The organism is Dechloromonas sp. ARDL1, assembly GCF_051122455.1.
Lineage (GTDB): Bacteria > Pseudomonadota > Gammaproteobacteria > Burkholderiales > Rhodocyclaceae > Azonexus.
Genome location: NZ_CP168939.1, coordinates 322,638 through 340,235 on the forward strand (window position 1 = coordinate 322,638; position 17,598 = coordinate 340,235).

A 17,598-nucleotide genomic window follows, 5' to 3' on the forward strand; every position below is an offset into this window, starting at 1 on the left:
GTGGCGCCACCGGATGGCGGGGGCGGCACCCGCATCGTTGGGTGCTTGGCAATGCCGGCAATTGCCCATGGCATCGCCGTGTTTCTTGCCTTACTGCTGGGCGGTCTTCGGCGACCCGCCCGGCCGGGGCGCTGTGTTTAACTTGTTCAGTATTTCCGAGGTATTTCGCCGGCAGCGGCAGGGCGACGGAAGAACGTGTCGCCGGGTGTCGCCGTGGTGATCTCGGTGATGCTGTCGAATGGAAGTCCGAGTCGCTGATGGGCACGTTGGATCGCTTCTGCATCCTCGGCAAGATTCAGGCAAAAGGCGCGTCCCTCGTCGTAACTCAAATGAATCTTGATCGGGACAACCCCTTCGGCCTGACAGGCCTGTTGGTATTGCACGAAGAAAACCTCGAATTCCTCGGGGCTCAGCTTTTCCGGAAAAGTGCCATCGGCGCGATCATGGGTGTCGATGAAATAACGCAGCGGGTTCATGTTTCCTCCTTGGGAGCACTACGGGGCGTAGCGATGCCAAAGGTAGACGCTTGCCGAGCGGAGATATGTAGCAAAAGTTACACAGCGCGTAGATGATGTTTTCTGCCTGAGCAGGGGGGATCAAAATGAACGCTTAACCTGCCCGCCGTTTTTGGTTAGAATTGCGCCCCTCCGATGTATCCCGCATTCCGGCGAAGCCGGATTCCAGCCTTGGTGGTGAAATTGGTAGACACGCTATCTTGAGGGGGTAGTGGCGCAAGCTGTGCGAGTTCGAGTCTCGCCCAAGGCACCAAATGCTTTTTCCGTTTGGCGAAGCATGATCGACGGATACTGTTCGTTGTCGAAATCGGCGAAAATCAGAGCTTCTTCGGTTTTCCTCCCCGCGCCTTGTCCTCCCTGCTACTGTTCAACAAACCCTACGGTGTTCTCAGCCAGTTCACGCCTGAAGGCAAGTGGCGGGCGCTCAACGAGTTCATTTCACTCAAGGGCGTTTATGTTGCCGGGCGACTGGATGCCGACAGCGAAGGGCTGCTGCTGCTGACCGACGATGGGAAGTTGCAGGCGCGGATCGCCGACCCAAAGCATAAACTGGTGAAAACCTACTGGGCGCAGGTTGAAGGCATTCCGGATGAGGTGTCGCTGGATCGCCTGCGCGCCGGCATCGCGCTTTCCGATTTCACGGCGCAGCCTGCCCGGGTGCGCCGGATCGAAGAACCTGCGGGATTATGGGAGCGCGACCCGCCGATTCGTTTCCGGGCTGCGATTCCGACTGCGTGGCTGGAAATCAGGATTTCCGAGGGCAAGAATCGCCAGGTTCGGCGGATGACGGCGGCCATCGGGTATCCTACGCTGCGACTGGTTCGGGCCGCGATTGGCTCGGCTACCCTGGACGGCCTGCCGCTCGGGCAATGGCGCCGGATCGATGGCAGCTACAAGGATTTGCAAGGACGCTTGGAATGAATAACAAGATTGTGATGGCCGGACTGGCCGTATTGACCTTCGCCGGAAGTGCCATGGCGCAATCAGCGATGCCCGTGCTGGAGCTGACGAGCGGCATGTACCGCATCGAGGCCGAGGTCGCCGCGACCGACCCGCACCGTCAGTTGGGTCTGATGAATCGCAAGAGCATGCCGCCGCAGCACGGCATGTTGTTCGTGTTCAGTCACGAAAACACGCATTGCATGTGGATGCGCAATACGCTGTTGCCCTTGTCGGTGGCCTTCATGGATGCCAGCGGCACGATCATCAATATTGAAGACATGCAGCCGCAGACCGAGGACAACCACTGTGCCCGCCGCCCAGCACGTTTTGCGCTGGAAATGAATGCCGGTTGGTTCGCGCAGCGTGGTATCAAGGCTGGCATGAAGATCAATGGCATCGACAAGGCGCCGCGTCCGCAGTAATGAAGCGTAGTAAATGGCGGTCGCGCCTTGCCGGCGGGCCGCAATCCCCTGTTTTGTGTTCGTGGCTGACCGAGCCGGGTTCGCTTACGGCGCGCTGCCTGAAATCCAGCCGGCAGTTCAGTGTTCGCCTCTTGCGCTTTGGCAAGGGCCAGGCGCTTGCCGACGAAGCTATCGATGGCGGCTGCGACGGTGCCTTGGCCTGGGTACGCGAGGTCGTGCTCGTCTGTGACGATAAGCCGGTCATCTTTGCGCACACGACGCTGGCGGCCTCGGGAAGTGGTCGTCTGACACGCTGGATGGCGCGTCTTGGCTCCCGTTCCTTGGGGTCGCTGCTTTTCGCTTACCCTGGATTTACGCGCGGGCGAATCGAATTCCTGCGCCTCGACGGCCGTCACCCGCTGTATCGGCGCGCTGCGGCCCTATGCTCGCCGCCTAGACATCTCTGGGCGCGACGGTCATTGCACCGCTTGGATGATCAGCAGGTTCTGGTTACCGAAGTGTTCTTGCCGGACATACTTGGCCTCGGCTAGGTTTTGGCAGCCGGCCTGCCAAAAAAATTGCGGCAGCAAGTTGACATAAATCAATTAATTCATAAAAATAACGTCAATGGTGATTTGTTTGTCAAAATCACCATTCAAGGGGTGGGTTCAGTTGCAAGCTGTGCTCGCTCTTGTCCGAAAAAGGCACACCCGACCGAAAGGCGGGGTCGCAAAGTCACCGGTCTACCGGGCGAAGCTTCAGCTTCACCCCACGATAGCGGGATTGCCGGAGGTTCTTCATGGACGTCTTTCGCCGTGTTGCTCGCCACATCGTGTTGGTGCTGTTATTCGCAGTTTCCGGCAGCAGTTCCGCAGATATTGCCGATCCTGCAAACGAAGGTGCGCGCTGGGCTTGCTGGTATGCACCTGCTCAATTGACGGTCCAATGCCTGCTTGCCCGTGCGCCGGTCAATGGTCATACGCAGCGAGCTGCCGAAGTCGCCAATCGCATGGATCGCCGCTTGCCTGCGCTGGTGCGGACGATCTGGGGCAGCCCGGAGCAACTGGCCGGGGATCGTATCAGTATTCCCCTGATGAACGTGCCGTTCGAGATGAATTATGTCGGCGTTCTCGCCAAATCAGTGATGTGCGGTTCGCGGAGGGATTGTTCGGTGCATTTCGACAGCAACCCCGATGGTCTGGCGCCGGTTCGTGCGGCCGCCATTGAATCCGGCCGCAGCGAAGCGGAGGTGATGGCCGAAATGAGTGCACAGGGTATTCAGCTTGCGCAGTCGGAGGCTGAGCCGACATCTATTGCTCCTGCCCCTGTCAAGAAGCTGCCGCGTGGGATGCTGCGAAGCTAATGCATTTCCGGGGGGATTGCCGATGCGGCGGGTGCAAGGGGGGCGGGGGTTAGTTACGCGTACTGCGCGGTTTTCTCACGGATAGCGTCACCAGGAAGGGGAACTCATCGTCCGCTGACTGGGTGATTCGAGCGGCGGGGCCGAGGCTGCGGGTGATCCAGGTTTTCAGTGCCTTGAGGTCGACCGCTTCGCAGCGCAGATCGGCGATGAGATCGCCCCGGTCTTCATAGACCGGAAAGTCGGTGCAACCAACAGGTTTCAGATGTTGCCCGTAGATTCGGCATGCCCCCCGGGGCTCATCGTAGGCCGGGCAGGGTTTGCCGTGCACGTAGTAACGTCCGCCGCTTTCGCGGATTTCCTCGGGGCCTTTGCCGGAGGAGAGTGCCTTGTCAAATACCGGGCGCGATTCGCGCACCTGCCAGAGGGTTTTGATCTGCTTCCACTCGAGGTCGAGAACCAGTGTTTCGAGTTTGCAGCAAGGCTGCGAACAGCCCGGGCAGTGCGGAATGATCTCGGCGGTCTGGTAGGCCGCGGCAGCGGCGGCCAGTTCTTGGGCGAGAAGGCGGCGGGTATTCGGCGAGGTCATCGGGAAATGGACGGCAAAGCGATGGGAACAAAAAAGGGAGCGCGACGGCTCCCTTTCATTGCTTTTATGGGTCAATCAGGCGAAGTTGGCTTCGGCAAAGGACCAGTTGACCAGCGAGGCCAGGAAGGTTTCTACGAACTTCGGACGGAGGTTGCGGTAGTCGATGTAGTAGGCGTGTTCCCAGACGTCGACGCAGAGCAGGGCCTTGTCGCCGGTGGTCAGCGGGGTGCCGGCGGCGCCCATGTTGACGATATCGACCGAGCCGTCGGCCTTCTTGACCAGCCAGGTCCAGCCAGAGCCGAAGTTGCCGACGGCAGAGGCTTGGAAGGCGGCCTTGAAGGCATCCAGCGAGCCCCACTTGGCGTCGATGGCAGCGGCCAGGGCACCGGTCGGGGCGCCGCCGCCGTTCGGCTTCATGCAGTTCCAGAAGAAGGTGTGGTTCCAGACCTGGGCAGCGTTGTTGTAGATGCCGCCGGCCGGAGCCTTCTTGACGATGGCTTCGAGGTCGAGGGCTTCGTACTCGGTGCCCTTGATCAGGTTGTTCAGGTTAACGACGTAGGCGTTGTGGTGCTTGCTGTAGTGGTAGTCGAAGGTCTCGGCCGACATGTGCGGAGCCAGGGCGTCCTTGGCGTACGGCAGCTGGGGCAGTTGATGTTCCATTGGTATTCTCCGTTGTATTTGAGGGGTGAAACGAAAATTCTAGTCAGCTTCCGGTGTCGCGACAACCTGATCGACCTTTGCCGTGGCGGTGCCACGGGCAAAACTCAAGCGAAGGGTGTCGCCGGAGGTCAAATCGATGGCATTTCGGACTGCGCGACCGTCCGGGCCGATGGCCAGCGCATAGCCGCGTTGCAGTACGGCATGCGGGTCCAGCTGTCTCAGACCGCTGGAGAGCGAATTAAGTTTCCCTGAGCAATCGGAAATTCGCCAGGCGATCTGTTTGCCGAGTCGGTAGCGGGCATGTTCCAGCTGCTTGTCCATGCGATCCAGGCGGGGACGCGCTCCCTGCCTGCGCTGCTGCAGGGTATCGGTCAGCAGGCGCAGGCGGTCGATTTTGTTGCGCCAGGCATGATCCAGTTGCGTGCCGAGTGCGCTGATTTCCTGCTGGCGCTGCCGCAGCCGGTCGGCAGGGTGGGTTAGACGGGATCCTAGCCAGTCCAGTTGCTGGTGGCGGTCGGCCAGGGAGCGTTCGGTCTGTCGTTGCAAGCGGTTTCCGAGCCGTTCCAGGTCGGCGAGCAGGCCGTCGCGGTCGGGGCTGACCAACTCGGCTGCGGCGGTGGGGGTCGGGGCGCGCAGATCGGCCGCGAAATCGGCGATGGTGAAGTCGGTTTCGTGGCCGACACCGGAGACGACCGGGATCGCGGAGGCGCGTATGGCACGGGCGACGCATTCCTCGTTGAACGACCACAGGTCTTCGATGCTGCCGCCGCCGCGACACAGGATCGTGGCATCGCAATCGCTGGCGCTGGCTTGAGCGAGCGCCTCGGCGATCCGGGACGCCGCGCCTTCGCCCTGTACCGGCGTGGGAAAGAGCGTGATGCGCAGATGCGGTGCCCGACGGTGCAAGGTGGTCAGCACGTCGCGCAGGGCGGCGGCCTGCAGGCTGCTGACAATGGCGACACGGCGGGGAAACGCGGGGAGCGGACGTTTGGCCTCGGCGGCGAACAAGCCCTCGGCCTCGAGTTGGGCCTTGAGCCGAAGAAAACGCTCGAACAGATCGCCCTGGCCGGCGCGCCGGACGGCTTCGATATTGAGCTGGAACTCGCCGCGTGGCTCGTAAAAGGAAACCAGCGCCCGGGCTTCGATCTTCTGGCCATTTTCCAGTCGCCAGCCGAGCAACTGCGCACGGTTACGCCACATGACGCAACGCACTTGGGCGGAAGCGTCCTTCAGGGAGAAATAAACATGCCCGGATGCCGCATACGTCAGGTTGGATATTTCGCCGCCGACCCAGGTGAGCGGAAAGGCGGTTTCAAGGCAGTCGCGGACCTGGCGGTTGAGGCTGGAAACGCTGAGTACGGAACTGCCGGCAGGCGGGGGGGGGATCGACATTGCGCCATTGTAGCGCTTGGCCTGCTGCATGCGTTCAGGCTTGATAGAAGAGAAACATCTAAGTAATTGATTTTTCTGCGTGACAAACGGTGTGCCTCGTTTTTTGGCAGAGCAGGCAAAGTCCTTTGCTGCAGGGGAGTTAGCGCGCTTGATGACAAGAGATTCACAGACTTATCCACAGGTTTTGGGGATAAGCCGCGGAATCCCGATGGTTCGCCGCTTGCCCTGATGCGGGAGGGCAGGGCAGAATTGCAGGCTAAACTTCCATCGAGGATTGGCACAAGTGATTGAAATCGTAAAGGCGGCCGGCTGGCCCATCTGGCCCCTGTTGCTGGCATCCGTGATCTCCGTGGCCCTGATCATCGAGCGCCTGGTCGCGTTGCGCCGCGTCAAGGTGGTGCCTGCCGGCCTGCTGCAGCGCGCCGTGGGCGAATTCAAGCGTGGCGCCAATAACGACAAGCTGCTGGAGGAGTTGGAGCGTCATTCGCCGCTTGGGCGCGTTCTGTCGGCCGGCCTGCGCAATGTCAATGCATCCCGTGAAATCATGAAGGAGTCGATCGAGGAATCCGGCAATGCCGTGGCGCACGACCTCAATCGCTACTTGACTACGCTCGGCACCATCGCTTCGACCAGCCCGCTGATGGGGCTGTTCGGTACCGTCGTCGGCATGATTGAAATCTTCGGTTCGCAGTCGCCGACGGGAACCAATCCGCAGCAGTTGGCGCACGGTATTTCGATCGCCCTGTACAACACCGGCTTTGGCCTGGTCATCGCCATTCCGAGCCTGGTCTTCTGGCGTCATTTCCGTGCTCAGGTCGATGGTTTCGTGGTCGAGATGGAGCAGCAGGCTGTCCGTCTCGTCGAGTACATGCACGGCGACCGGACCTGAGCGATGAATTTTCAGCGCGGTCGTGGCCGGGAAGAGCCGGAAATCAACCTGATCCCCCTGATCGATGTATTGTTGGTGATCATCATTTTCCTGATGCTGACCACCACCTACGCCAAATTCTCGGGGCTGGAAATCAATCTGCCGACGGCCGATGCCAGCAAGCAGGCCGAGCAGCCGAACGAAGTCAGTGTGGCCGTGACGGCCAATGGTCAGGTGTTGATCAACAAATCGCCGCTGGCGGCTTCCGACGTCAAGAGTATCGCCGATGGCTTGCGCCGCGCCGCGGGCGGCCGGGATGATCCGCTGATCGTGATCAATGCCGATGCCAAGGCGACGCACCAGAGCGTCGTCGATGTCATGCAGGCGGCGCAAACGGCGGGGTATCCCCATATCTCGTTCGCGACGCAGAATCGCTGATGTTTGCGCGCTGGTTGCAGCGGCAATGGTTTGAACAACGCCGGCTGACGCCGGCGTTGTGGCTTTTTGCTCCCCTGTCTGCCATCTATGCCGGCTTGAGCGGCTTGAATCGCCTGTTGGCCAAACCCAGGCGTCTACCGGTGCCGGTCGTGGTGGTCGGCAACATCACCGTCGGCGGGGCCGGGAAAACCCCCTTGACCCTGTGGCTGGCCGAGCAGCTGCGGCGGCGTGGATGGCATCCCGGCGTCGTCAGTCGCGGTTATGGGCGCTCCGGCGATGCGGTGCGTCCGGTGCTGGCCGATTCCACGCCGGCCGAGGTGGGCGATGAGCCGCTGCTGATCGCCCGGCGCAGCGGCATCCCGGTGTGGGTCGGGCGCAGTCGGGCGGCGGCCGGCGAAGCCTTGCTCCTGGCGCATCCGGAAGTCGATGTCGTGCTCTGCGACGACGGCTTGCAGCACCATGCGCTGGCCCGCGACGTCGAACTGGCCGTCTTCGATGCGCGCGGTATCGGCAACGGCTGGCGCCTGCCGGTCGGCCCTTTGCGCGAGCCGCTTTCTCGCCTGGGCTCGGTCGATGCGGTGGTGGCCAACGGCTTGCCGGCGGGCGCCTTGTCGTCGCCCGTGCCGCGATTCGATATGAGCCTGCGGCCCGGCAACTTCTACCGGCTGGACGACCCGGCTCAAACTTGCGGCGCAGCCGCCCTGCGGACGCGCGGCAAGCTGCATGCGCTGGCCGGCATCGGCAACCCCCAGCGATTCTTCGCGACCTTGCAGGCCTTGGGCCTGGATTGCGAAACGCATCCATTTCCGGATCATCACCGCTATACGACGGCGGACCTGGCTTTCGCCGACGGCGGCATCCTGCTGATGACCGAGAAGGATGCAGTAAAATGCACCAATCTGCCGATGGGCGAGGCATGGGTCCTGCCCGTCGAGGCCGAGTTGTCGCCGGCCCTTATTGATTACATTGTGGAGAAACTCCGTGGACGCCAGGTTGCTTGATATTCTCGTCTGCCCCATTTGCAAGGGCAATCTCGAACACCGCAAGAGCGAGAAGGAACTGGTCTGCAAGCCGTGCAAGCTAGCCTTTCCGATTCGCGACGACATCCCCATCATGCTCGAGGACGAGGCCCGTCAACTGCCGGCGGACGCGCAGTAATGTCAGGCCTGGCCTTCAAGGTCGTCATTCCGGCACGCTACGCCTCGACGCGCCTGCCAGCCAAGCCGCTGCTCGATCTCGGCGGCAAGCCGATGGTGGTCCGGGTGGCCGAGCGGGCTCGCCTCTCGGGGGCAGAGGAAATCTGGGTGGCAACTGATCACCTTGATGTCCGTGCCGCAGCCGAGGCGCATGAGGTGGCCGCACTGATGACGCGCAGCGATCATGCTACGGGCACCGACCGTCTGGCCGAGGTGGTCGAGCAACGCGGCTGGGGTAGCGACACCATCATCGTCAATGTGCAGGGCGACGAGCCGCTGATCGAGCCGGACGTCATCCTGCAGACGGCGCGCCAACTGGCGGCCAGCGGTGCCGACATCGCGACGGTGGCGCACCCGATCACCGAGGCGGCTGACTTCTTCAACCCGAATGTGGTCAAGGTTGTCTGCCGGGCCGATGGCGATGCCGCCTATTTTTCCCGGGCGCCGATTCCCTATGCGCGTGATCACTTCGCCCGCGAGGGCGGCGGCAAAACCTTGCCGGCCGGTTTTCCGGCCTATCGCCACGTCGGCCTGTATGCCTATCGTGCCAGCTTCCTGAAGGCATATGCCGGTCTGTCCGTGGCGCCGACCGAGCAGTTCGAGTCGCTCGAACAATTGCGTGCGCTGTGGCATGGCTACCGTATCAGCGTCACGCTGATTGATGCCGCGCCGGCAGCTGGCGTCGACACGCCGGAGGATGCCGAAAGGATGCGCAAACTGTTTGACCGTGCCGGAAATAGCGAGTAATTTCCAAATTTCATCGAACGGCCGCTACGACGGCCGAAAACAAGAATTCCGAGTCAAAAACCAGAGGACTATTCATGAAGTTGATTTTGTTGGGCGCTCCGGGCGCCGGTAAGGGAACGCAAGCTACTTTCATCTGCAAAGAGTTCGGTATCCCGCAAATCTCGACCGGCGACATGCTGCGTGCCCAAGTCAAGGCCGGCACCCCGCTCGGCCTCGAAGCCAAGAAGCACATGGATGCCGGCGGCCTGGTGCCGGATGCGGTCATCATCGGCATGGTCAAGGATCGCCTGACCCAGGACGACTGCAAGAACGGCTACCTGTTCGATGGCTTCCCGCGCACCATTCCGCAGGCCCAGGCCATGAAGGATGCCGGCGTGCCGATCGAGTACGTGCTCGAAATCGACGTTCCCGATAGCGACATCATCACCCGCATGGCCGGTCGCCGTGCCCACCTGGCTTCCGGCCGCACCTACCACGTCGTGTTCAACCCGCCGAAGGTCGAAGGCAAGGATGACGTGACCGGCGAGCCGCTGGTCCAGCGTGACGACGACAAGGAAGAAACCGTCAAGAAGCGCCTGGAAATCTACCACTCGCAAACCAAGCCGCTGGTCGACTTCTACAGCAAGTGGGCTGCCGAAGGCGATGCCAAGGCGCCGAAAGTACGCAAGGTTGCCGGTGTCGGCAGCGTCGATGCGATTACCAAGAGCGTTTTCGACGCGCTGAAATAAGGAGCAGAGCATGGCGGTGAAGAATGCCTTCTACGCACAGTCAGGGGGCGTTACCGCCGTGATCAACTCGACGGCGTGCGGCCTGATCCAGGAAGCGCGCCGTCATCCCGAGCGGATCGGGAAAGTCTATGCCGGGCGCGATGGCATCATCGGCGCCCTGACCGAAGATCTGATCGACACCAGCCTCGAAACCGACGAGGATATTGCTCGCCTGCGCCATACGCCGGGCGGTGCCTTCGGTTCCTGCCGTTACAAGCTGAAGAGCCTCGAGCAGCACAAGACCCAGTACGAGCGCCTGATCGAAGTGTTCAAGGCGCACGACATCGGCTACTTCTTCTACAACGGCGGCAACGATTCCATGGATACCGCCTGGAAGGTGTCGCAAATTGCCGAGAAGATGGGTTATCCGGTAGTTTGCGTTGGTGTTCCCAAGACGGTCGACAACGATCTGCCACATACCGACTGCTGTCCCGGTTTCGGTTCGGTTGCCAAATATGTCGCAACCTCGATTCGCGAGGCTGGCTATGACGTTGCCTCGATGGCGCGTACCTCGACCAAGATTTTCGTGCTGGAAGTGATGGGGCGCCACGCTGGTTGGATTACCGCCGCCTGCGGTCTGGCTTCCGGCAACGCCGGCGAGCCGCCGCACATTCTGCTGTTTCCGGAAGTGCCGTTCGATCCGGAGCGCTTCCTGGCGCGCGTCGACGAATGTGTCAAACAATACGGATACTGCACGGTTGCCGTTTCTGAAGGCCTGTCCGATTCCGATGGCAAGTTGATCGCCGAGTCCGGCACCAAGGACGCCTTCGGGCACTCGCAACTGGGGGGCGTCGGGCAAGTCGTTGCGCAATTGATCAAGGACAAGCTGGGCTACAAATATCATTGGGCGCTGGCTGACTACCTGCAGCGCTCAGCCCGCCACCTCGCCTCGAAGACCGACATCGAGCAGGCGCATGCCCTCGGCGTCGCTGCCGTCCAACTGGCCTTGCAGGGGAAGAATGCCGTGATGGCGACGGTCGAGCGTCTGGCCGACAAGCCGTATCGCTGGCAGATTGGCGATGCGCCGCTGGCCGAGGTTGCCAACGTCGAACGCAAGATGCCACCGGAGTTTATTTCGCCGGATGGCTTCCATATCACCGAGGCCTGCCGCACCTACCTGCAGCCCTTGATCGCCGGGGAAGAGCCGCCGCCGTACCGCGACGGCTTGCCGGATTACATCCGCTTGAAGAACATGGCCGTGCCGAAGAAGCTGGAGGCATACGCCGTTTGATTTTTTTGTAAGCCACGGAGGGGAGAGTAATGAGTACAGCGTTGTTACTGGCGCTCGGATGCGCCGTGTTGGCAGTTCTGTATGGCTGGATTTCCAGCCAACAGATCCTCGCGTTGCCGGCCGGCAACGAGCGTATGCAGCAAATCGCCAAGGCGGTCCAGGAGGGGGCGGCGGCCTACCTCAGCCGACAGTACAAGACCATCGCGATTGTCGGTGTCATCCTCTTCCTCGTCATCGGCTTGGTGCCCAAGCTGGGGTGGCTCACTGCATTCGGCTTCCTGATCGGCGCCGTGCTCTCCGGCGCAGCCGGGTTCATCGGCATGAATGTCTCCGTTCGCGCCAATGTGCGTACCGCCGAAGCGGCGCGAGGCGGCATTGCTCCGGCCCTGGCCGTGGCTTTCAAGGGGGGCGCGATCACCGGCATGCTGGTGGTCGGTCTCGGCTTGGTCGGTGTGGCCGGCTACTACGCCTTCCTCAAGGCGACAGTGGGTGGTGCCGATCTGCATCACGTGATTGAGCCGCTGGTCGGCCTGGCGTTTGGTTCCTCGCTGATTTCGATTTTCGCCCGTCTCGGCGGCGGCATCTTCACCAAGGGAGCCGACGTCGGCGCCGACCTGGTGGGTAAGGTCGAGGCCGGTATTCCGGAAGACGACCCGCGCAACCCGGCGGTGATCGCCGATAACGTCGGCGACAACGTCGGCGATTGTGCCGGCATGGCAGCCGACCTGTTCGAGACCTATGCCGTCACCGTCGTTGCCACCATGGTGCTGGCGGCGCTGACCATCAAGCAATTCGCCGGCCTCGGCGAGAACCTGGTGCTCTATCCACTGGCCCTGGGCGGCGTGTCGATCATCGCGTCGATTGTTGGCTGCATGTTCGTCAAGGCGACCGAAGGCGGCAAGATCATGGCCGCACTGTATCGCGGGCTGATCGTCGCCGGTGTATTGGCATTGGCAGCCTATTACCCGATTACCTCCTGGCTGATCGGCGCCGGCGATGCGGCGGCCAAGATCACCACGGCCTCGATGTTCGGCTGCTCGGTCATCGGTTTGGTGCTGACGGCGGCGCTGGTGTGGATCACCGAGTACTACACCGGTACCGACTACGCGCCGGTGAAGCACGTGGCTTCATCGTGCCAGACTGGTCACGCGACCAACATCATTGCCGGCATCGGCATCTCGATGAAAGCCTGTGCGCTGCCGGTGCTCTCGGTTTGTATCGCTATCTACGCGGCCTACGCCATGGGTGGGTTGTTCGGTATCGCCATCGCCGCGACTTCCATGCTGTCGATGGCCGGGATCGTCGTTGCTCTCGACGCCTACGGTCCGATCACCGACAACGCCGGCGGCATTGCCGAGATGGCAGAGCTGCCCAAGGAAGTACGCAACGTGACAGACCCGCTGGACGCTGTGGGCAACACCACCAAGGCAGTGACCAAGGGTTACGCGATCGGCTCCGCCGGCCTGGCCGCGCTGGTGCTTTTCGCTGATTATACGCACGGCCTGGAGGCCGCCGGTCTGACCGGCATTACCTTCGATCTGTCGAACCACATGGTGATTATCGGTCTCTTCATCGGCGGTCTTATTCCTTATTTGTTCGGTGCCATGGCCATGGAGGCTGTAGGTCGCTCCGCTGGCGCCGTGGTGCTGGAGGTGCGCCGCCAGTTCAAGGAAATCCCGGGCATCATGGAAGGCACGGCCAAGCCGGACTATTCCCGCGCTGTCGACATGCTGACCGTGGCGGCCATCAAGGAAATGATGATTCCGTCGATCCTGCCGGTCGCCGTGCCCATCGTGGTCGGGTTGGCGCTTGGCCCGCAGGCGCTGGGCGGCCTGCTGGTGGGAACCATCGTCACCGGCCTGTTCGTCGCCATTTCGATGACGACGGGTGGCGGCGCATGGGATAACGCCAAGAAGTACATCGAGGACGGCCATTTCGGTGGCAAGGGCTCGGATGCGCACAAGGCTGCGGTGACCGGCGATACCGTCGGCGATCCGTACAAGGATACAGCGGGACCGGCTGTCAACCCGCTAATCAAGATCATCAACCTGGTTGCGCTGCTGATCGTGCCGTTGATGGCCTGATTCCTTTCGCCTCTAGGAAAAGGCGGCTACGGCCGCCTTTTTACATTTCTTTGGGTTTGTTGCACGAAGCCACGCTAGAATCGCGAAAACGATATGGGAGCGGCATGAGCGAGGATACAAGCAGGTCTGCAGGGATTGGGGCGACAGGATTGCGGGAAGACATTCTGCATCATGATCCGCTGCTGGATTGCCTGGTCGAACTGACCCGTATCCATGGCCGACCCAGTACGCGGGCGGCCTTGGTGTCCGGATTGCCGCTCGACAAGGGGGTTCTCTCGCCCTCTCTATTTGCCCGTGCCGCTGGTCGTGCCGGGCTGTCGGCCAGGGTCAGCCGACGTTCCCTTGAACGTATTGATGCGGTGCTGCTGCCGGCTGTCCTGCTGCTGGTCAACGAAGAGGCTTGCGTACTCCTCGGCTGGGATGAGACAGGCGAAAATGCCCGTCTGCTGTTCCCGGAAACCGGGCAGGGTACGGTGCAGATGACACGCGAGGCCCTGGCGGCGCGTTACACCGGCATTGCCATCTTCGCACGCCCGCATTTCCGTTTCGACACCCGCACGCCGCAGGTGGGCGAGGTCAAGCTGCGTCACTGGTTCTGGGGTACGCTGAGCGAGCAGTGGCCGGTTTATCGGGATGTGCTGGGCGCGGCGCTGCTGATCAACCTGCTGGCGCTGGCCATGCCTTTGTTTACCATGAACGTCTATGACCGCGTGGTACCCAACCGCGCGATGGAAACGCTCTGGGTCCTGGCGCTGGGCGTGATTTTGGTCATCGGCGTGGACATGATGTTGCGCCTGCTGCGCGGTTATTTTATCGATCTGGCCAGTGCGCGAATCGACATGCAGTTGTCGGCACGCATCATGGAGCGCGTTCTCGGCGTACGCATGGAGGCGCGGCCAGCGGCTGTCGGGGCGTTCTCGTCCAATCTTCGCTCCTTCGAATCGGTACGCGACTTCATTACCTCGGCATCGGTGACGGCCTTCATCGACTTGCCGTTTGCCCTGCTGTTCGTGCTGGTCATCGCCTTGATTGCGTGGCCTTTGGTTCTGCCTGTATTGCTGGCATTGCTCGTGGTCGTTGTCTATGCCTATGTGCTTCAGCACAAGATGCATGCCCTGTCGGAGACGACTTATCGGGCTTCTGCCCAGCGTAGCGCCACGCTGATTGAAAGCCTGACTGCGCTGGAAACGATCAAAACCCAGGGGGCGGAAGGCGTCATGCAGTCCAAGTGGGAGAAGTCGGTTTCCTTCGTGGCGCGGGTCAACAACCAGATGCGCTTCCTGTCGGCGGCGGCAACCAACGGTGCAATGGAAATCCAGCAGATTGTCAATGTCGTGGTGGTGATTGCCGGGGTTTACCTGATCGCCGACGGCAAGCTCAGCATGGGCGGCCTGATCGCCTGCACCATGCTGACCTCGCGTGCGGTGGCGCCGCTCGGGCAGATGGTGGGTTTGTTGATGCAGTATCACAACGCCAAGGTTGCGCTGACCTCGCTGGAACAGATCATGAACAACCCGGTCGAGCGGCCGAGCGAAGCCAATTTTGTTCATCGGCCGGAGTTGCGTGGCGATATCGAGTTTCGCGATGTCCAGTTCAGCTACCCCAATTCTCAGGTTGCCGCCTTGAAAGGCTTGAACTGCAAGATCAGCGCCGGTGAGAAAGTCGTCGTTATCGGGCGCGTCGGTTCGGGCAAGACTACCCTGCAGAAACTCCTGCTCGGGCTGTACTTGCCGACCGAAGGTGCGGTCAGCATCGACGGTGTCGACCTACGGCAGCTCGACCCGGCCGACCTGCGGCGCAATATTGGTTATGTGGCGCAGGATCTGACGTTGTTCTACGGCACACTGCGCGAGAACATCGCCATCGGGGCGCCTTACGCCGACGATGCAGCTATCGTCGCCGCGGCCGAGGCGGGCGGTCTGACCGATTTTGTCAATCGGCACCCGGACGGCTTCGACATGATGATCGGCGAACGGGGTGATTCCTTGTCCGGCGGCCAGCGCCAGGGCGTAGCGATTGCCCGCGCTTTCCTGATGGACCCACCCATCCTGCTGCTCGACGAACCGACCAGCGCGATGGATTTCAGTTCCGAGCAGCAATTCAAGGAGCGGCTGCGCAAAATGGCGGCTCACAAGACGGTGCTGATCGTCACCCATCGCAACAGCCTGCTCGATCTGGCGACGCGCGTCATCGTTGTCGATGATGGCAAGATTGTCGCCGACGGGCCGCGCGACCAGGTGATCCAGGCCCTGCAGAGCGGCCGGGTGGGGAGGGCTGCATGAGCCTCCTGAAGCATATTGCTGCTGCCCTGCACGGTTGGTTGGAGAAGACCGCTCAGCGCGGCGCTCCGCATGTCGAGAAAGTGCTCGGCCGGCTGCCCAGCCGTGAGGAGGTCGAGGTCGTTGATTTCGCCACCGACGCCGATCTCGCCATCCTGCGCCAGGAACCCTTGCGCGCACGTGTGTTGTTGCGCTCTATTGGCATCGTTTTCGCTGTTTTCGTGTTGTGGGCTGCCGTTGCCCAACTTGACGAGGTGACGCGCGGTGACGGCAAGGTCATTCCGTCGCGCCAAGTCCAGGTGCTGCAGAGCATCGACGGTGGCCTGGTCTCCGAAATCCTAGTCAAGGAAGGCGAAATCGTCCAGCAGAACCAGTTACTGATCAAGATCGACGAGACGCGCTTCGTGTCGTCGGTGAAGGAGAACCAGGCCCAATACCTCGGGCTGGTCGCCAAGTCGGCACGACTGAAGGCCATTGCCGACGGTAAGCCGTTCGTGCCGCCGCCGGATGTGCTCAAGGTTGCACCGGAGATCGTTGCCCAGGAGCGCCAGTATTACGAGGCACGTACCGACGAAATGAATGCGTCGGTCTCCATCGCCCGGCAGCAGCTGGCTCAGCGCCATCAGGAACTGAACGAGGTGCAGGCCAGGCGCGCGCAAGCCAGCCAGGGGTATGAACTGACTTCCAAGGAACTGGCGGTGACCAAGCCCCTGATCAATTCCGGGGCGATTTCGGAAGTCGAGGTATTACGTCTCGAGCGCGATGTGTCGCGCTATCGCGGTGAGCGCGACATGGCTTCGGCCCAGATATCGCGGGTCCAGGCCGCGATCAACGAAGCCCAGCGCAAGATCGAGGAGGTCGAGTTGACCTTCCGCAACGACGCCAGCAAGGAGCTCTCCGAAACGACAGCCAAGCTCAACAGCCTGGCTGAAGGCAGCGTCGCCCTGTCCGACCGCGTCAAGCAGTCGTCGATCCGCTCGCCGGTCAAGGGCACGGTTAAACGTCTCCTGGTCAATACCGTGGGCGGCGTGATTCAGCCGGGCAAGGATATGATCGAGATCGTACCGCTGGAGGATACCTTGCTGCTCGAGGCGCGGGTGCTGCCGCGGGATATCGCCTTTCTGCGGCCGGGGCAGCCAGTCATGGTGAAATTCACCGCCTATGACTTCTCGATCTATGGTGGGCTGGAGGGCACGCTGGAGCATATCGGCGCCGACTCTGTCATGGACGAGAAGGGCAATGCTTTCTACACCGTCCGCGTGCGAACTAACAAGCCGGGCTTTGGCGATGCCAACCTGCCGATTATCCCCGGCATGGTCGCCGAGGTGGATATCCTCACCGGTAAGAAGAGCGTGCTGAGCTATCTGATGAAACCGGTGCTGCGCGCCAAAAATGTGGCGATGACGGAGCGCTGATGAACCATTGCTTTGTCGATCGTGATGCTTTGCCGTTGCCGGCTTGGCTTGCCGCCTTTCCCCAGGCCCGGGTCATGCGGCGCGAACAACTATCCTTGCTCCCTTCGGGTGAGCCGGTCGTGCTCTGGGTTCGTCTGCGCAGCGGCGAATCGCTCGCCTCGGTCATGCCACCTGCGCTCGAAGCGTGGCAATTGCTGGTCTTGCTGGCAGATGAGCCGGATGACGAGATCGTGGCCGATGCGCTGAGTCGGAGCGCATCCGGTTGCTGCAACACCCATGCCGCGCCCGAGGTTTTGCGGCAGGTCGCTCTGGTGGTTGGAAACGGCGGGTTGTGGGTAGGCCAGTCTTTGCTGCGTCGGTTGGTCGGTGGAACGTCGCGTGCCCTTGCAACACGCAGCGAAAGGCCGCCACGCGTCGATTGGTCGACCGTGCTTTCCGAGCGCGAAGTTCAGGTCGCCCGGCTTGTTGCGGGCGGCGCCAGTAATCGCGAAGTGGCCGAACAATTGTCGATTACTGAACGGACGGTCAAGGCGCACATGTCGGCGATCTTCGAAAAGCTAGGCTTGCGGGACCGGCTGCAACTCTCCCTGCGCATCAACGGCGTCCAAGTCTAAGCGTTGAGCGTGGAATTCTTCACGCTTTTTTACATCAACTGTACTTTGGTTCAATAGGCGCCGGGCATTCCGCTCCCTACACTCTGAGTATTGCTAATCA

19 protein-coding genes, 1 tRNA gene and 1 riboswitch are annotated in these 17,598 nt (G+C 61.5%); of the genes, 16 read left to right on the plus strand and 4 right to left on the minus strand.

Translation table 11 applies throughout. The features are described 5' to 3' along the window. Positions 1 to 146 precede the first annotated feature (146 nt). On the minus strand, positions 147 to 476 hold the full coding sequence (locus tag AB6Q56_RS01595; protein WP_434515457.1) for a DUF4242 domain-containing protein: 330 nt from the start codon (positions 474 to 476) through the stop codon (positions 147 to 149). Positions 477 to 683: 207 nt separating this feature from the next. On the opposite strand from AB6Q56_RS01595, the gene AB6Q56_RS01600 reads away from it, so the two are divergent. The 5 genes from AB6Q56_RS01600 (at position 684) to AB6Q56_RS01620 (ending at position 3,221) form a co-directional block, all read left to right on the plus strand. Continuing rightward, a tRNA-Leu gene (locus AB6Q56_RS01600) sits at positions 684 to 768 on the plus strand. Positions 769 to 863: 95 nt separating this feature from the next. After that, a complete protein-coding gene (locus tag AB6Q56_RS01605) occupies positions 864 to 1,436 on the plus strand; it encodes a pseudouridine synthase (protein ID WP_434517113.1) in 573 nt (190 codons plus the stop codon). Further along, complete coding sequence (locus AB6Q56_RS01610) at positions 1,433 to 1,879, plus strand: DUF192 domain-containing protein (protein ID WP_434515458.1); 447 nt, start codon at positions 1,433 to 1,435, stop codon at positions 1,877 to 1,879. Before AB6Q56_RS01605 ends, AB6Q56_RS01610 begins: the two co-directional genes overlap by 4 nt. After that, complete coding sequence (locus AB6Q56_RS01615) at positions 1,879 to 2,409, plus strand: chorismate--pyruvate lyase family protein (protein ID WP_434515459.1); 531 nt, start codon at positions 1,879 to 1,881, stop codon at positions 2,407 to 2,409. Before AB6Q56_RS01610 ends, AB6Q56_RS01615 begins: the two co-directional genes overlap by 1 nt. 142 nt (positions 2,410 to 2,551) lie before the next feature. After that, a riboswitch (cyclic di-GMP riboswitch) is annotated at positions 2,552 to 2,649 on the plus strand. Positions 2,650 to 2,657: 8 nt separating this feature from the next. Further along, complete coding sequence (locus AB6Q56_RS01620; protein WP_434515460.1) at positions 2,658 to 3,221, plus strand: hypothetical protein; 564 nt, start codon at positions 2,658 to 2,660, stop codon at positions 3,219 to 3,221. Positions 3,222 to 3,270: 49 nt separating this feature from the next. Here the strand turns inward: AB6Q56_RS01620 and AB6Q56_RS01625 are convergent, their stop codons facing one another. The 3 genes from AB6Q56_RS01625 to xseA all read right to left on the minus strand — a co-directional run bounded on the left by AB6Q56_RS01625 (position 3,271) and on the right by xseA (position 5,859). Beyond that, complete coding sequence (locus AB6Q56_RS01625; RefSeq protein ID WP_434515461.1) at positions 3,271 to 3,807, minus strand: YkgJ family cysteine cluster protein; 537 nt, start codon at positions 3,805 to 3,807, stop codon at positions 3,271 to 3,273. A gap of 75 nt (positions 3,808 to 3,882) precedes the next feature. Next, entirely contained in the window at positions 3,883 to 4,467 is a 585-nt protein-coding gene (locus AB6Q56_RS01630; RefSeq protein ID WP_434515462.1) for a superoxide dismutase, read from the minus strand. 39 nt (positions 4,468 to 4,506) lie between these two features. Continuing rightward, positions 4,507 to 5,859, minus strand: a complete 1,353-nt coding sequence (xseA, locus tag AB6Q56_RS01635) for an exodeoxyribonuclease VII large subunit (protein ID WP_434515463.1) — start codon at positions 5,857 to 5,859, stop codon at positions 4,507 to 4,509. Between the two features lie 283 nt (positions 5,860 to 6,142). Between xseA and AB6Q56_RS01640 the strand changes: the two genes are divergently transcribed. The 11 genes from AB6Q56_RS01640 to AB6Q56_RS01690 all read left to right on the plus strand — a co-directional run bounded on the left by AB6Q56_RS01640 (position 6,143) and on the right by AB6Q56_RS01690 (position 17,498). Next, a complete protein-coding gene (locus AB6Q56_RS01640; RefSeq protein ID WP_434515464.1) occupies positions 6,143 to 6,748 on the plus strand; it encodes a MotA/TolQ/ExbB proton channel family protein in 606 nt (201 codons plus the stop codon). A 3-nt stretch (positions 6,749 to 6,751) separates the two neighbouring features. After that, positions 6,752 to 7,165 (plus strand): ExbD/TolR family protein, encoded by a 414-nt coding sequence (locus AB6Q56_RS01645; protein WP_434515465.1) that lies wholly within the window; start codon positions 6,752 to 6,754, stop codon positions 7,163 to 7,165. Continuing rightward, entirely contained in the window at positions 7,165 to 8,166 is a 1,002-nt protein-coding gene (gene lpxK / locus AB6Q56_RS01650) for a tetraacyldisaccharide 4'-kinase (protein WP_434515466.1), read from the plus strand. Before AB6Q56_RS01645 ends, lpxK begins: the two co-directional genes overlap by 1 nt. Beyond that, positions 8,147 to 8,323: a Trm112 family protein gene (locus AB6Q56_RS01655; RefSeq protein WP_434515467.1), complete on the plus strand. Its 177-nt coding sequence runs from the start codon at positions 8,147 to 8,149 to the stop codon at positions 8,321 to 8,323. Before lpxK ends, AB6Q56_RS01655 begins: the two co-directional genes overlap by 20 nt. Beyond that, positions 8,323 to 9,108 (plus strand): 3-deoxy-manno-octulosonate cytidylyltransferase, encoded by a 786-nt coding sequence (gene kdsB, locus AB6Q56_RS01660; protein WP_434515468.1) that lies wholly within the window; start codon positions 8,323 to 8,325, stop codon positions 9,106 to 9,108. The genes AB6Q56_RS01655 and kdsB overlap by 1 nt, the downstream gene beginning before the upstream one ends. Before the next feature lie 74 nt (positions 9,109 to 9,182). Further along, positions 9,183 to 9,836: an adenylate kinase gene (adk, locus tag AB6Q56_RS01665; RefSeq protein ID WP_434515469.1), complete on the plus strand. Its 654-nt coding sequence runs from the start codon at positions 9,183 to 9,185 to the stop codon at positions 9,834 to 9,836. A gap of 10 nt (positions 9,837 to 9,846) precedes the next feature. Next, complete coding sequence (locus AB6Q56_RS01670; protein ID WP_434515470.1) at positions 9,847 to 11,106, plus strand: 6-phosphofructokinase; 1,260 nt, start codon at positions 9,847 to 9,849, stop codon at positions 11,104 to 11,106. 29 nt (positions 11,107 to 11,135) lie between these two features. Next, complete coding sequence (locus AB6Q56_RS01675; protein WP_434515471.1) at positions 11,136 to 13,190, plus strand: sodium-translocating pyrophosphatase; 2,055 nt, start codon at positions 11,136 to 11,138, stop codon at positions 13,188 to 13,190. 104 nt (positions 13,191 to 13,294) lie between these two features. Then, positions 13,295 to 15,472 carry a type I secretion system permease/ATPase gene (locus AB6Q56_RS01680; RefSeq protein WP_434515472.1) on the plus strand — a complete coding sequence of 726 codons (2,178 nt, stop codon included), beginning with the start codon at positions 13,295 to 13,297 and terminating at the stop codon, positions 15,470 to 15,472. Beyond that, positions 15,469 to 16,884: an HlyD family type I secretion periplasmic adaptor subunit gene (locus AB6Q56_RS01685; RefSeq protein WP_434515473.1), complete on the plus strand. Its 1,416-nt coding sequence runs from the start codon at positions 15,469 to 15,471 to the stop codon at positions 16,882 to 16,884. Before AB6Q56_RS01680 ends, AB6Q56_RS01685 begins: the two co-directional genes overlap by 4 nt. Next, positions 16,884 to 17,498 (plus strand): helix-turn-helix transcriptional regulator, encoded by a 615-nt coding sequence (locus AB6Q56_RS01690; protein ID WP_434515474.1) that lies wholly within the window; start codon positions 16,884 to 16,886, stop codon positions 17,496 to 17,498. The genes AB6Q56_RS01685 and AB6Q56_RS01690 overlap by 1 nt, the downstream gene beginning before the upstream one ends. Positions 17,499 to 17,598: the final 100 nt, after the last annotated feature.

Excerpts from the sequence above, each read along its gene's own strand:
- AB6Q56_RS01690 (WP_434515474.1), top strand. The coding sequence starts at position 16,884 with ATGAACCATTGCTTTGTCGATCGTGATGCTTTGCCGTTGCCGGCTTGG.
- AB6Q56_RS01625 (WP_434515461.1), bottom strand. The coding sequence starts at position 3,807 with ATGACCTCGCCGAATACCCGCCGCCTTCTCGCCCAAGAACTGGCCGCC.
- AB6Q56_RS01685 (WP_434515473.1), top strand. The coding sequence starts at position 15,469 with ATGAGCCTCCTGAAGCATATTGCTGCTGCCCTGCACGGTTGGTTGGAG.
- AB6Q56_RS01645 (WP_434515465.1), top strand. The coding sequence starts at position 6,752 with ATGAATTTTCAGCGCGGTCGTGGCCGGGAAGAGCCGGAAATCAACCTG.
- AB6Q56_RS01680 (WP_434515472.1), top strand. The coding sequence starts at position 13,295 with ATGAGCGAGGATACAAGCAGGTCTGCAGGGATTGGGGCGACAGGATTG.
- kdsB (WP_434515468.1), top strand. The coding sequence starts at position 8,323 with ATGTCAGGCCTGGCCTTCAAGGTCGTCATTCCGGCACGCTACGCCTCG.
- lpxK (WP_434515466.1), top strand. The coding sequence starts at position 7,165 with ATGTTTGCGCGCTGGTTGCAGCGGCAATGGTTTGAACAACGCCGGCTG.
- AB6Q56_RS01615 (WP_434515459.1), top strand. The coding sequence starts at position 1,879 with ATGAAGCGTAGTAAATGGCGGTCGCGCCTTGCCGGCGGGCCGCAATCC.
- AB6Q56_RS01630 (WP_434515462.1), bottom strand. The coding sequence starts at position 4,467 with ATGGAACATCAACTGCCCCAGCTGCCGTACGCCAAGGACGCCCTGGCT.
- AB6Q56_RS01620 (WP_434515460.1), top strand. The coding sequence starts at position 2,658 with ATGGACGTCTTTCGCCGTGTTGCTCGCCACATCGTGTTGGTGCTGTTA.
- adk (WP_434515469.1), top strand. The coding sequence starts at position 9,183 with ATGAAGTTGATTTTGTTGGGCGCTCCGGGCGCCGGTAAGGGAACGCAA.
- AB6Q56_RS01675 (WP_434515471.1), top strand. The coding sequence starts at position 11,136 with ATGAGTACAGCGTTGTTACTGGCGCTCGGATGCGCCGTGTTGGCAGTT.
- AB6Q56_RS01670 (WP_434515470.1), top strand. The coding sequence starts at position 9,847 with ATGGCGGTGAAGAATGCCTTCTACGCACAGTCAGGGGGCGTTACCGCC.
- AB6Q56_RS01610 (WP_434515458.1), top strand. The coding sequence starts at position 1,433 with ATGAATAACAAGATTGTGATGGCCGGACTGGCCGTATTGACCTTCGCC.
- AB6Q56_RS01595 (WP_434515457.1), bottom strand. The coding sequence starts at position 476 with ATGAACCCGCTGCGTTATTTCATCGACACCCATGATCGCGCCGATGGC.
- xseA (WP_434515463.1), bottom strand. The coding sequence starts at position 5,859 with ATGTCGATCCCCCCCCCGCCTGCCGGCAGTTCCGTACTCAGCGTTTCC.